This is a genomic window from Streptomyces sp. NPDC004539 (assembly GCF_040610055.1).
Classification (GTDB): Bacteria; Actinomycetota; Actinomycetes; order Streptomycetales; family Streptomycetaceae; genus Streptomyces.
On record NZ_JBEXLS010000023.1, the window covers coordinates 95,875 to 108,508 of the forward strand.

11 protein-coding genes are annotated in these 12,634 nt (G+C 70.6%); 3 read left to right on the forward strand and 8 right to left on the reverse strand.

What is annotated here, in order from left to right; translation table 11 throughout:
- Nucleotides 1-17: 17 nt before the first annotated feature.
- Nucleotides 18-1,433, reverse strand: a complete 1,416-nt coding sequence (locus ABZX85_RS36660) for an amidase (protein ID WP_355878756.1) — start codon at nucleotides 1,431-1,433, stop codon at nucleotides 18-20.
- 64 nt (nucleotides 1,434-1,497) lie between these two features.
- The gene (locus tag ABZX85_RS36665) at nucleotides 1,498-3,192 is read right to left on the reverse strand and encodes a CocE/NonD family hydrolase (RefSeq protein WP_355878759.1); all 1,695 of its coding nucleotides are present in this window, start codon (nucleotides 3,190-3,192) and stop codon (nucleotides 1,498-1,500) included.
- A gap of 134 nt (nucleotides 3,193-3,326) precedes the next feature.
- On the opposite strand from ABZX85_RS36665, the gene ABZX85_RS36670 reads away from it, so the two are divergent.
- On the forward strand, nucleotides 3,327-3,875 hold the full coding sequence (locus tag ABZX85_RS36670; RefSeq protein WP_355878971.1) for a TetR/AcrR family transcriptional regulator: 549 nt from the start codon (nucleotides 3,327-3,329) through the stop codon (nucleotides 3,873-3,875).
- A 32-nt stretch (nucleotides 3,876-3,907) separates the two neighbouring features.
- Here ABZX85_RS36670 and ABZX85_RS36675 read toward each other — a convergent pair whose 3' ends face one another.
- From ABZX85_RS36675 to ABZX85_RS36700, 6 genes are read right to left on the reverse strand one after another with little or no spacing between them, the layout of a single operon-like run.
- Entirely contained in the window at nucleotides 3,908-5,470 is a 1,563-nt protein-coding gene (locus tag ABZX85_RS36675) for a class I adenylate-forming enzyme family protein (protein ID WP_355878762.1), read from the reverse strand.
- 29 nt (nucleotides 5,471-5,499) lie between these two features.
- A complete protein-coding gene (locus tag ABZX85_RS36680) occupies nucleotides 5,500-6,303 on the reverse strand; it encodes an ATP-binding cassette domain-containing protein (RefSeq protein WP_355878765.1) in 804 nt (267 codons plus the stop codon).
- Nucleotides 6,300-7,295: an ABC transporter ATP-binding protein gene (locus ABZX85_RS36685; RefSeq protein WP_355878768.1), complete on the reverse strand. Its 996-nt coding sequence runs from the start codon at nucleotides 7,293-7,295 to the stop codon at nucleotides 6,300-6,302. Before ABZX85_RS36685 ends, ABZX85_RS36680 begins: the two co-directional genes overlap by 4 nt.
- Entirely contained in the window at nucleotides 7,292-8,146 is an 855-nt protein-coding gene (locus tag ABZX85_RS36690; protein ID WP_355878771.1) for an ABC transporter permease, read from the reverse strand. The genes ABZX85_RS36685 and ABZX85_RS36690 overlap by 4 nt, the downstream gene beginning before the upstream one ends.
- A 3-nt stretch (nucleotides 8,147-8,149) precedes the next feature.
- Nucleotides 8,150-9,145 carry an ABC transporter permease gene (locus ABZX85_RS36695; RefSeq protein ID WP_355878774.1) on the reverse strand — a complete coding sequence of 332 codons (996 nt, stop codon included), beginning with the start codon at nucleotides 9,143-9,145 and terminating at the stop codon, nucleotides 8,150-8,152.
- A gap of 10 nt (nucleotides 9,146-9,155) precedes the next feature.
- Complete coding sequence (locus ABZX85_RS36700; protein ID WP_355878777.1) at nucleotides 9,156-10,790, reverse strand: ABC transporter substrate-binding protein; 1,635 nt, start codon at nucleotides 10,788-10,790, stop codon at nucleotides 9,156-9,158.
- Between the two features lie 286 nt (nucleotides 10,791-11,076).
- Between ABZX85_RS36700 and ABZX85_RS36705 the strand changes: the two genes are divergently transcribed.
- A complete protein-coding gene (locus ABZX85_RS36705; protein WP_355878780.1) occupies nucleotides 11,077-11,649 on the forward strand; it encodes a TetR/AcrR family transcriptional regulator in 573 nt (190 codons plus the stop codon).
- Between the two features lie 38 nt (nucleotides 11,650-11,687).
- Entirely contained in the window at nucleotides 11,688-12,359 is a 672-nt protein-coding gene (locus ABZX85_RS36710; RefSeq protein ID WP_355878783.1) for an enoyl-CoA hydratase-related protein, read from the forward strand.
- Nucleotides 12,360-12,634: the final 275 nt, after the last annotated feature.

Here is a 12,634-nt window from a genome sequence, read left to right on the forward strand (position 1 = left end):
GAGGGACGTCCGCGTGTTCAGAGTTGCGGGTGACGGGTCCACCAGGCGGTGGACCGTTCGTACCGGGCGGCGGCCGAGATCATGGCGGCGTCGGCGTAGAGCGGTGCGACGAACTGGAGTCCCACGGGGAGCCCTTCGGCGGTGAATCCGCAGGGTACCGACATGGCCGGCAGGCCGGCGTGGCTCGGTGACTCGGTCATGCTGTGCAGGTGGAGACCGGGGTTCTTCAGGGTGGTGCCGTCCACGACGGAGGGGCCTCCCAGGTCACCCGCGTGAGGGAACGCGGGTACGGGAGTGGTGGGGCAGACGAAGAGGTCGAAGAGTTCGAGCACTCCGGCGTACGCGTCGTAGATCTGCGTCTTGGTCTGCCGTACGGCGGCATTGATCTCAAGGACACCGAGAGAGCGCGCGCTGTCGGCGATGGCTTCGATCGTCGGCCAGATCTCCAGGCCGTACTCGCGCATCTGGTCGACGTACGTGAGGTACTCCGGCCCCCAGTACGCGATGAAGTAGTCGAGCGGGTCGGGCAGTTCGACGGCGACTTCCTCGACGACGGCGCCGGCGGCGCGCAGGTCCTCCAGGGCGGCGGCGAAGACACGGCGGGTCTCGGGATCGATCGGTCCCTGGCCGAGATCGAAGCTGGCCGCGATGCGGATGCCCGTGAGGTCACCGGCCGCGGTGGCGGCGTCGGCGTACCGGTCCCCGGTGGAGGGGAGGGCGAACCGGTCGCGGGGGTGCGGTCCGACCGTGGCGTCCAGCAGCAGGGCGGCGTCCACGACGCGGCGCGTGATCGGGCCCTCGGTCGCGTCGGGCTCGGTGTTGTCCGCGTGGGGGATGCGCCCGGTCGTCGGCTTGATGCCCACCGCCCCGCACAGGGAGGACGGCACCCGGATGGAACCGCCGCCGTCGGAACCCCAGGCGACGGGGGCGTAGCCGGCCACGGTCGAGGCCGCGGCGCCTCCGCTGGAGCCGCCGGCCGCGCGGCGAGTGTCCCAGGGCGTGCCCGTCGTGCCGGTCAGCTTGCTCTCGGTGACGCCGAGGAGCCCGAACTCCGGTGTGGTCGTCTTGCCCAGCAGGATCGTGCCGGCCTGCTTCAGCCGCGCCCACGCGAGCGCGTCCTCCTGCGGAACGTGCTCGGCGAAGGCCTTGCAGCCGTAGGTGGTGAGGACACCTGCGGTGTCGGTGAGGTCCTTCACGGTGATGGGCACGCCGTAGAGCGGGGGCAGGTCCTCACCGGCCGCGAATCGGCGTTCCGCCTCGCGAGCCCGCACGCGGGCGGCTTCCGCCGTCACCGTGACCATGGCGTTGAGAGCGGGCTCCACCTGCTCGATCCGGGCCAGCGCGGCCTCCACCACCTCGACCGGGGACACCTTCCGGGCCCGGTAGAGCTCCCCGAGTTCCTGTGCGCTGTGCCAGATCAGATCCTGCGTCATCGTGCGCCCCTCTTCCTGCTTCCAGTGTGGTTGCCGTGCCGACCCGGCACGGGAGTTCATCGCCCTACGCCTGACGGCCGTCTCCCGGCGCGACGACGGTGACGGTGGGCAGGACGAGTCGGGCGCCCCCGTCGCCTCCGACGCGCAGGCTCTGCGTGCTGGACGACTTCTTCGTGTCGAGCCACGGGTTCGCGTCGCTGCCCGGGTGGACGGCGTGGTGCGGAAAGTCGCTCGACTGGATCTGCAACTGGAGGCGGTGTCCCCGGCGGAGCCGGTAGGCGTTGTCGTCCATGGCCAGCGTCAGGGTGTTCCCCGCCCGCTCGGACAGGACCGCCCGGCCCCACGAGATCGGGTGGGTGGTGCCGTCGGGGTGGACGTCCTGGAGCTTCGCGAAGACGTGCGTCGACGGTGCCGAGTACGAGAACTGTCCGGTGAGGACCGGTTGGCCCGCGAAGTCGACGTGCGCGGTGAGCGGTTCCGTCCGGAAGGTCAGCACGTCGGCCCGGTCGGCGAGGGCGCGTTCGTCGGGGTACGCCGCGAGCAGGTACCAGATCGACTCGATGTCGGTGGTCGAGGGGACCGGGTGGTCGGGGTCGTGGGTCCACGTCAGCGATGTGGCCTCTTCGTCCGGCCGCGGGGCGAGGGCGTGCGTCCCCGTGCCGTGGGCGGAGAGATGGAAGGTGAGCGGCTCGCTCGGGGGCGGATACTCCTGCGAGGTCTGCCAGCCGACGTGCCCGACGTGCCACCGGGCGCGCGGCCTGGGCCGGGCCGGCCGTACGCCGTTGAGGTGCTCGTCGAAGAAGTCCGCCACCTCGCCGCACTCGGACTCGATCTTCTCGGCGAGCGCGGTCTCGCTGAGGTACGGGTTGCGCTCGTCCCCGGCGCCCACGTCTTCGAGCAGGTAGCCCGAGTGGTCGGCCGATCCGACGCGCAGGAAGTGCAGGTCGCGCCGGCCGGCCAGGGAGCGGAAGTACCGCCAGTCGCTCAGCCCCAGCGGCGCCAGGCCGGGGTCGTACCAGTTCTGCCAGTGCAGGATCGGAACGGACGTCGTGTGGTGGGGGTGCCTGTCTCCGAACGGGTTGTACCAGCCCTGGCCGACGGAACGCTCCAGCATGTCCGTCGCCGCCCCGCACGCGCCGATCCGGTCGCGGGCCGCGGCGATGACGTTCTCGACGGTGTCCGCGCTCCAGTCGATCTCGGCGAGGTAGCCGTTGTGGTCGGTCCAGATCTGGAGGAGGTCGTTGAGCCCCGCGAGGGACGGGACACGCCCGCCCCACTGCGCTCCCACGTGCCCGGCGCCCATGTCGATGCCCGTCACCATCGGGACGGCCGCCCCGATGGCCGGGTGACCGCTCGCCACGGCGGCCCACGTCGTGAAGCCGTAGTACGACTGGCCGGTCACGCCGACACGGCCGTTGGACCAGGGCTGCCCGGTGATCCACTCGACCGTGTCGTAGCCGTCGGCGACGTCATGGGCGTAGGGGAGGGTGTCGCCGGCCGAGCGGAACTTGCCCCGCACGTCCTGGGTGACGAACACGAAGCCTCGCGCGCGGTAGTACTCGGCCTCCGCGGTGAGGGCGGTGTAGCGACTCGACTTGTCGTAGCAGGTCCGCACCAGGATGGCAGAGTGGGCCGTCGCGTCCTGCGGAAGGTACACGTCGGTGGCGAGTTCGACCCCGTCGCGCATGGGGACCATGTGCTCTTGGGCGTACTCGGACGGTGGCTCGGGCGTCATGGTTTCGACGACGGTGAAACTCACGGCTTGCCTCCAGGATATGATGCGCTTGTTATACAACAGGGTGGGCAGGGTGTGCCGGACCGTGGTCCGGGCTGAGCGGTGGGGAGGTTCGGGTGCCGCGGTATGTGGACCCGGAAGAGCGCGTGCGCGACATTGTGGCGGTCTCTGTGCACGCTTTGAGCGAAGGGGGACTGGCCGAGCTGACGCTGCGGAAGATCGCGCGGCGGATGGGCGGGTCCATCACGCTGATCACACACTACTTCGCCAACCGCGAGGCCCTTCTCGACGCCCTGCTCGCCCATGTGCGGGCGGACGCCGACACCGCCTTGGACGAGCTGGCGGAGATCACCGACCCTCGTGAGCGGCTGAGGGCCGCCCTGGAGTGGTTCCTGCCCGACACCGAGGAGGCGCTGATGCAGGAGCGCGCACGGGTGGCGCTGCTGACGCGCCAGGTCGCCGAGCCCGTCATCCGGCGGAACCTCGACCGCATGGAGTCGGCGATGCGAGCGGTCCTGGTGCGGGGAGTCGAGGAACTGGTACCGGCCGACGAACTCGGCGGCACCGTGGACATGGTGCGCGTGTGGGTCTCCGGCATGGCCCTGTCCGTGGTCGAGCACCCGGAGATCTGGACGCCCGAGCGCCAGAAGGCCGCGCTCGAACGGTTCCTCGGGGTACTGCCCGCCGCACAACTCCCCGCGCGCTGAACGCGGTTGCCGCAGAGGCGGACCGGCCCGATTCAGTCGGCACGCAGGTCGACGACGCTGTCGCCGTGCGGTTCGGCACGGAGTTCCGCCTTCGCGATCTTGCCGCTGGACGTGTGCGGCAAGGCGTCCCGGAACTCGATGTAACGGGGGACCTTGAAGCGCGCCAGCCCCTGGAGACACCACGTCTCGACCTCCTTCGCGGTGAGGCTCGCCCCCGGCTTGAGCACGATGACGGCTTTGACCTCCTCGTCCCGCTGCGCATCGGGAACGGGGATCACACCGACCTCGTCCACCTGGGGCAGGGCCATGATCTGGAGTTCGACCTCGGCGGCGGCGATGTTCTCCCCACTGCGGCGGATGACGTCGCGCACGCGGCCTTCGTAGAAGTGCTGTCCGTCGGTCTCCTTGCGGACGATGTCGCCGGTGCGGAACCAGCCGCCGGGCAGGAAGAGTTCGGCGTTGGCCTCGGGCCGGTTGTGGTAGCCGAGCATCATGCCGGGGCCCCGCAGACACAGTTCGCCCGAACCGCCGGGTGCGACCTCGTCGCCCTTGCCGTCGATGACCTTCGACTCACGGTGCGGGAAGCACCACCCCATGGAGCCGGTGCCGACCGTGTCGGTCCGCTCGTACGGGACGTACGTGCCGTTGCCGACCTCGGTGCTGGCGTACAGCTCGCGCGCCCGCAGGCCGAAGCGCTCCTCCAGCGGCTGGTGGAGGGCGGGCGGCAGGGCCGACACGGGCGCCTGCTTCAGGGCGAGGCGCCCGTCGGCCTCGCTCTCCGGGAAGTCGAGCATGCCCTCGTCGATCCACGCCATGTCGATCCGGTGGTCGACGAGCCAGTTCATGAACTTGCGCCGGCTGAGCCCTGCGGTGACGTACAGACCGCCCCCTCCGGTGAGCGCCATCATCAGGTACGCCTGGTTCTGCATGTAGTAGAAGGGGTGGTCCGCCAGTATCCGCTGGGGTGCGCCGCCGATCGCCGCGCCGTGGACGCCGAGCTGCGTCCAGTAGGTGTGGGTGAGCAGGCACCCCTTGGGCAGCCCGGTCGTGCCGGACGTGAACTGGATGTTGACCACCTCTGCGGGATCGGCCCGGTGAGTACGCGGCGCCGGCTCCTGCGCCGCGAGCGTCGCGAAGCCGTGCACGCCCTCGACCGGTCCGCCGACGGCGACGATCCGCTCGCTCGGCACGGGACCGATGTGCCCCTCGGCCGGTGCGGCGGTGACGACGTCGTCGGCGGCGACGAGCCAGCGGGCGCCCGCGTCGCTCAGCACGAAGTCGATCTCCCGCGGCGTGTACCTGGGGTTCATCGGCACGGCGACCGCGCCCGCCTCGATGACCGCGAGCCAGGTCAGCGGGAACTCCACCTGGTTGCGCAGCATGATGCCGACCTTGTCACCGGGGGAGACGCCGAGGCGTTCGAGCCCGGTGCGCACCCGGGCGATCCGCTCACGCAGCTCCGCCCACGTCAGAGTGGGGCCGCCGCCCTCGACATGAGTGAGCGCCAGGTTGTCCGGCCACTGGTGGGCGGCGTAGTCCAGTGCCTCGGGGATGGTCTTGTCGACGAGGTACCGGTGATGTGCGTTCAGTTCCATGTTCTCGGCCTCTCACGGCGGTTTTGACGTCAGACGCTTCGGCGCCGGGGTTTCCACCCGGGGCCGGGTACCGCGTCCAGCAGCTCCTGCGTATAAGGGTTCTGGGGGTGGTCCAGCACGTCGGCGGTGCGGCCCTGCTCCACGACGCGACCGTGCCGCATGACCAGGCAGTGGTCGGTGACCTGGCGCACCACGGCCAGGTCGTGCGAGACGAACAGGAACGCCACCGAGGAACGTTCGCGTATCCCACGGAGCAGATTCAGCACCTGCGCCTGCACGCTCACGTCCAGGGCGGCGACGGCCTCGTCGAGGATCAGGATCTCCGGTCGCAGGGCCAGCGCCCGCGCGATGGCCACGCGCTGGCGCTGACCGCCGGACAGCTCGCGCGGGAGCCGGGACGCGTGCTGCTCGTCCAGTCCGACCTCGGCCAGCAGACCCGCCGTCCGTTCGAGAGCCGCCGCCCGTCCCAACCCGCAGCGCACGCGCAGCAGTTCCGTCAGGCCGGAGCCGATGCGCTGGCGCGGGTCCAGGGAGGCGAAGGGGTCCTGGAAGACCATCTGCACGGGGCGGACGACCGGCCGGCCGCCGCTCGTGACGGTGACCGTGCCGCTGGTGGCCCGCTCCAGACCGGCGACGACGCGCGCGGTGGTGGTCTTGCCCGAACCGGACTCGCCCACGACGGCCAGCGAGCCTCCGCGTTCCAGGGTGAAACTGACGTCGTCGACGGCGACGGAGGCGCTGCCGCCACGGGACTGTGCCGGGAACTCCTTGCGCAGCCGATCCACGACGAGCACGGGATCGTCGCCGTCGGCCGGTACGGCTGCCCGGATCATGAGTGCACCGCCCGGGTGAGTTCGGCGCCGATCCGCTCCACGCGGTGACAGGCGACCAGGCGGTCCTCCACCGTGCGCAGGTGCGGCCGGTCCGTACGGCATTCCTCGGTGGCGAAGCGACAGCGTGCGGCGAACGCGCAACCGGGTCCCGCCTCGTACGCCGAGATCGGCCGGCCGGGGATCGGCTGGAGCCGGGTGACCGCCGTCGCGCTGGGCCGGCAGGCGAGCAGCCCGGCCGTGTACGGATGCAGGGGACGGGAGTGGACCTCCGCGGTGGCCCCTCGTTCGACGACCGTCCCCGCGTACATGACCGCCAGGGAGTCGGTCACGGCGGCGGCGAGATCCAGGTCGTGGGAGATGAACAGCAGACCGAGCCCTCGTTCGCGGATCTGTTCCTGGAGGATCGCCATCACCTCCGACTGCACGGTCACGTCCAGGGCGGTGGTGGGTTCGTCGGCGAAGACCAGCTTGGGGGAGTGCAGCAGGGCCGCCACGATCATCATGCGTTGCAGCAGGCCACCGGAGAGCTGGTGCGGGTACTGCGTCAGACGGTGCTCGGGGTCGGTGACACCGATGCTCGCCATGGTCTCGCACGCACGCCGCCGGGCCTCACGGGGGCTGAACAGTCCGCCCGCCACGACGCCTTCGATGAGGAAGTCGCCGATCGTCCGCAGCGGGTTGGTGTGGGCCCGCGGGTCCTGATGGATGAGCGCGACGTCGCGTGAGCGGTAGGCGGCGAGTTCACGCGGCGAGAAGCCGAACACGGAACGCCCCTCGAAGTCGAGGTGCCCGTGCGCCTCGGTGTGCCGGGGCAGCAGCCGCATCGCGGACTTGACCAGCATCGACTTGCCCGAGCCCGACTCGCCGACCAGCCCCACGGTCTCCCCGGCCGCCACGGTCAGATTCACGTCGCGGACCAGCGCGCGCGGATTCCCGCGGCCTCCGGTGGTGATGCCGACGTCCCGCATCCGAAGCAGGGGCGCGCTGTTCATCGTGTACCTCCGAATCGCCGGGCGAGGCGCTCGCCCAGCAGGTTGAACGCGACCACGGAGACGACGATGCACAGGCCCGCCGCCATGCTCTGCTGCACGGCGCCGTCCAGGATCTCGGACCGGCCGTCGGCCACCATGACGCCCCACTCCGCGGTCGGCGGCTGGATGCCGAGCCCCAGGAACGAGACCGCGCCGAAGTCCATCAGCGCCGACCCGAAGCCGACCGTCGCCTGGGCCAGCACCATCGGCGCCACGTTGGGCAGCAGGTGCCGACCACAGATCCGCCAGGTCGACAGACCGGCGAGCTCCAGCGATTCGATGTACGGCAGTTGACGCTGCCGCACCGCGACACTGCGCACCACTCGGGCCACGTAGGGCGTGTAGACGACGGTCAGCGCCAGGACCGGTGCCCAGAAGCCGGCGCCGAACACCGCCGCGGCGATGACGGCCACCAGCACACCGGGGATCGCGAACAGCAGGGTCAGCGCCCGGTTCAGCAACCGGTCGACCCAGCCGCCGTACCAGGCCGCCGCGAGCGCCAGCAGCGTGCCGAGACCGGCGCTCCCCAGGACGACGATGCCGGGGCCCGCGAAGCTCAGCCGGGCTCCGGTGAGCACGCGGGAGAAGATGTCGCGGCCCAGCGAGTCCGTCCCGAACAGGTGCGCGCCGCTCGGCCCCTGACTCGCGGCGAGGACGTCCGTGGCCGCCGGATCGTAGGGCGCGATCCAGGGGCCGATCACCGCGAGGAGCACCAGCCCGGCGGCCAGCGCGGCGGAGACCAGGAGCAGTGGGTCACCGAACCGCCGGTGGCCGGTGCTTCTGACGCGGAGCGTGGTGGTGAGTGTGACCATCCGTCAGCGTCCTTTCCTCAGGCGCGGGTCGAGGAGGTGCTGACCGGCGTCCAGCAGCGTGGTGACGACGACGAAGACCGTGACGATCAGCACGCTGACGGCGGTCACCACGGGGTAGTCCTTGGCGGAGACGCTCTTGATCAGCAGGGAGCCGATGCCGTCGATGCCGAAGGCGGGCTCCACCACCACCGAACCGGCGACCAGACCGGCGACGGTCAGCCCCGACGCGGTCATGATCGGCAGGGCGGCGTTGCGCAGGATGTGCCGCCGGAAGACCCAGAAGCGGGGCAGACCCCGGCCCCGGCCCGTCAGGACGTGGTCGGCCCGCGCCTCCTCGCCGATCGCGCTGGAGGTCAACTGGGCCAGATAGGCGGCGTATCCGATGGACAGGGCGACCGCGGGCAGCGTGAGATGCCAGAGCCGGTCGGTGAAGCCGTTGCCCGCGCCGCTCGTCGGGAACCAGCCGAGGTTCACCGCGAACACGCTGATGAGGATGGTCGTGGCGATGAACGCCGGAACGGCGATGCCCAGCCCGGTCAAGGCGTTGACCAGGGGGCGCCAGCGGAGGCTGGTCCCGCCGATCCCGCCGAGGACCAGGCCGGCGAGGAGGATGAGGACGGCGGCCATGCCGACGAGCAGAAGCGTGGTGAGCAGCCGTGGCGCGAGCAGATCCGAGACCGACTGCCGGTAGGTCAGCGAGGTGCCGAAGTCTCCGTGCAGGGCGCCCGTGAGCCAGTGCCAGTAGCGCTCCGGCATCGGGTCGTCCAGACCGAGCCTGGCCCGCATCGCGGCGCGCGAGGAGTCCGAGGCGTGCGGTCCCAGCAGTTGGGCGACGGGGTCGCCGGGGGCCAGGGCGAGCACGGCGAACAGCAGGAAGGAGGCGCACAGGACGGTGGCGGCCGGAGCGACGAGGTAGGTCGCCGCGAGGGACAGCAGGGGACGGCGCCGGAAGACGCGGGGTCGGGCGGGGACCTCGCCGACGGATGAGGACAGAGACATGTCGTCCCCTCTACTTCTTCGCGGCGCCGACGTAGGCCATCTGCGGCATGGACCAGTAGGCGAACGAGGTGACGGCCCCGGTCAGGCGGTTGTTGAGGAAGGTGGTCGTGTTCGTGGAGACCAGGGGGATCACCGCGTCCGCCTTCTCGTACAGGGCCTGCATCTCGATGATCGTCGTGGCCCGGCGTGCGGCGTCGAAGGTGCCTCGGGCCTGGTCGAAGAGCTTGGTGGCCCGAGGGTCGTCGTATCCGGTGTAGTTGTAGGTCTCCTCGGGCAGGTAGGTGAAGCCGATCGTCTCCAGAGGGTCGGGGGCGGCGCTGAAGTTCGACGACAGCATCAGATCGATGCCTTGCCGCTTGGACGCGTCGTAGCCCGCCTGGGCGTAGACCAGTGGCTGCATGCTCTGGATCTTGATCTTGAGACCGGCCTGCCGGCCCTGCTGCTGGAGCAACTGCGCGGTGCGCGCCTGGGCGTCGTCGCCGGCGGAGACGGCCAGGACGATCTCCTGGCCCTTGTAGGAGGACTGCCCGACCAGCTTCTTCGCCGCGTCCATGTCGTAGGACCGGGTGGTCTCGAAGGACTTGTACGCCTTCTCGTACGCCGCGCGCTGCGCGTTGGGCCAGGTCGCGGGCGTCGTCATGGTGTACAGGGGAGTGGCCGCCCCGTGGTAGACCGCTGCGGCGAGGGCTTCGCGGTCGATCATCCGTTGCAGGGCGGTACGCAGTCCGCCGTCGGCCATGACGCCGTCCGGGCGTGCGACGTAGATGTTCATGGACTGGGGAGACGGCCCGAGGACCAGCCGTCCCGCCGAGGACTTCCGCAGAGCCGGTACCGAGGAGGCGGACAGTTCGTAGGCGCCGTCGATCTCGCCGGCGTTCAGCGACTGGGCGAGGGACGTGGCGTCGGTGATGAACGTGAACTTCACCGATCTGGCGAAGGGGCGCCGGTCGCGGTTCCAGTAGGCGTCGTTGCGGCTCATCACGATGCTGTCGCCGCTGACCCACTTGTCGAGCTTGAACGGCCCGCTGCACATCAGGCCGCCGGCCGGAGTGCCGAGCTCGGCGCCCGCCTTCTCGGCGAACGACTTCTTCATGACCACCATGTTGGCCAGCTCGCTGGTGAACATCTCGTCCGGCCGCTTGAAGGTGACGGTGACCTTGTCGGCGGACGTCGCCTTGATGGAGTCGACACTCGCGAAGAGATAGCTGGTGATCTTCGACGGCTCCGCTCCCCAGCGCAGGCTGAAGGCGACGTCCTCGGCGGTGACGGCGGAACCGTCCCAGAACGTGGTGCCCGGGCGGATCGTGAGGACGAGCTCGGTCGGTGACCGCTGCTCGTAACTCGCCAGGTTGGGCCTGAGGTCGAACTTCGCGTCCAGGGTCAGCAGGGAGTCGCAGAGGTTGCGGACCACCTGACCGCTCTGGGGGGTCGCCGCGTTCGCCGGGTCGAGCGTTTCCGGCTCACCGCCGGTGAGGTTCCAGGTGATCCGTTCGACGTCGCCCTGTGCGGCGGGGAGCGAGGAGACCAGATCGCCGGCGGACACCTGCCGGCGATCGTCCGACGCGCCGCCGGAACACGCTGTGAGCGTGGACGCGGCCAGCGCGAGACCGAGCACCGCGGCCCCTCGGATGTGTCGTGCAGACATCGGGACACCCCTTCGTCGCAGCCTCTGGCCGCTTTCGAGCCAAGCTGACGGCGAATGTATAGCGAGTGATGTACAACAGGCAATGCATATCCCTCGGGTTAACCGGGTCGTGACCTCGCCCGTCGAGATGTGGCGACTGTTGCGGAACGCTCGCCCCGGCCGTTGTGTTTTCTATGTCAGATGGCATAAGTTACTGGCAGGTAGGCCGCTGGGGCGGCCTCGTGCCTCCATTTCCGGGAAGGCTGGTGGGCGGGTGAGTCCGCGCAGGAGCGACAGTCGTGACCGCATGGTTCTCAGCGCCGCCGCGCTGCTGCGCGAGTACGGCGCGAGCGCGACGAGCATCGACCGGGTGCTGGCGCACAGCGGCGCCCCGCGCGGGTCGGTCTACCACCACTTCCCCGGCGGAAGGGCGCAGCTGATCGACGAGGCGGTGGCGCTGGCGGGGGACTACATCGGAGACCTGATCGACGCCGCGGCACAGGCGGACGATCCGGTCGCGGCCGTCGACGCGTTCTTCGCGCTGTGGCGCGACCGGCTCGTGGAGAGCGGGTTCCGGGCGGGCTGCCCGATCGTGGCGGTGGCCGTGGAGACCAACGACGACGCGCCTCAGCCGGCCCGCTCCGCGGCCACCGTCTTCACCCGGTGGCGGGAGGCGCTCGCGGCCCTGTTCGTCCGGCACGGTCTGACCGAGGAACGCGGCCGGAGGTTGGGCGCGTTCGTCATCGCCGCCGTCGAAGGCGCGGTGATCATGTGCCGGGCCGAACAGAGCACCGCCCCGCTGGAGGCCGCCGCCGAAGAGATCCACGACCTGCTCGTCCACGCCCTGCGTGACCGCCCCACCACGGATCACCAGAACTGACCGTTCGCCGTTTCCCCCACCGAAACCAAGGAGCCGCCATGCCCTCGCTCGACCGCCACGACGACGTCTTCGTCCTCGACCTCGGAGACGGAGAGAACCGCTTCCACCCCGACTGGATCGCCGCCGTCCACACCGCTCTCGACCAGGTCGAGAAGACGGAAGGCCCCCGCGCCCTGGTCACCGCGGCCACCGGGAAGTTCTACTCCAACGGCCTCGACCTGGACTGGGTGTTCGCGCACTCCGACCGGCACCAGGACTACGTGGTCTCCGTCCACGAACTGTTCGCGCGGATGCTCTCGCTGCCGCTCGTCACCGTGGCCGCGCTCCAGGGGCACACCTTCGCCGCCGGTGCGATGTTCTCCCTCGCCCACGACTTCCGTGTGATGCGTGCCGACCGCGGCTACTGGTGCCTGCCCGAAGCGGACATCAACATCCCCTTCACCCCCGGCATGGCCGCCCTCATCCAGTCCCGGCTCACGCCCCGGACCGCCCACGAGGCCATGCTCACCGCCCGCCGCTACGGGGGCGTGGACGCGGCGACCGCCGGCATCGTGGACCAGGCCGTCACCGAGGACGCGGTGCGCACGACCGCCATCGAGATCGCCCGGGCACAGGCGGGCAAGGACGGCGCCACGCTCGGCACCATCAAGGCCCGCATGTACGGCCCGGCTCTCGCCGCCCTGCGCGACACCGCGAATCCGCTCGGCTGACCGCGTCACCGGTTCGGGCCGCGCCGTCCACATCCCTCCACGCGTGAGGCGACAAGGCCCGCACCACCCCCGTCACGGGCGCGCGGATGCCCGGCGGGCTGGTGCCTGCAACGTCATCGCTCGCCGAAGAGACCCTCACCGACCACTCCGGCCGGCCCTGCTGCGCACCACCGACGACGGCGCCACCGAACGCGCCGGCGTCGCTCTCAACACCCTCACCTGGCGCGACCCCATCGCCGGCACCCCCTGGCACAAGCACGTCCCCGCCCGGATAC

Bases quoted from the DNA above. Each gene is read 5' to 3' on its own strand.
- ABZX85_RS36660 (WP_355878756.1), bottom strand. From the start codon at position 1,433: ATGACGCAGGATCTGATCTGGCACAGCGCACAGGAACTCGGGGAGCTC.
- ABZX85_RS36690 (WP_355878771.1), bottom strand. From the start codon at position 8,146: ATGGTCACACTCACCACCACGCTCCGCGTCAGAAGCACCGGCCACCGG.
- ABZX85_RS36695 (WP_355878774.1), bottom strand. From the start codon at position 9,145: ATGTCTCTGTCCTCATCCGTCGGCGAGGTCCCCGCCCGACCCCGCGTC.
- ABZX85_RS36710 (WP_355878783.1), top strand. From the start codon at position 11,688: ATGCCCTCGCTCGACCGCCACGACGACGTCTTCGTCCTCGACCTCGGA.
- ABZX85_RS36705 (WP_355878780.1), top strand. From the start codon at position 11,077: ATGGTTCTCAGCGCCGCCGCGCTGCTGCGCGAGTACGGCGCGAGCGCG.
- ABZX85_RS36680 (WP_355878765.1), bottom strand. From the start codon at position 6,303: ATGATCCGGGCAGCCGTACCGGCCGACGGCGACGATCCCGTGCTCGTC.
- ABZX85_RS36700 (WP_355878777.1), bottom strand. From the start codon at position 10,790: ATGTCTGCACGACACATCCGAGGGGCCGCGGTGCTCGGTCTCGCGCTG.
- ABZX85_RS36685 (WP_355878768.1), bottom strand. From the start codon at position 7,295: ATGAACAGCGCGCCCCTGCTTCGGATGCGGGACGTCGGCATCACCACC.
- ABZX85_RS36675 (WP_355878762.1), bottom strand. From the start codon at position 5,470: ATGGAACTGAACGCACATCACCGGTACCTCGTCGACAAGACCATCCCC.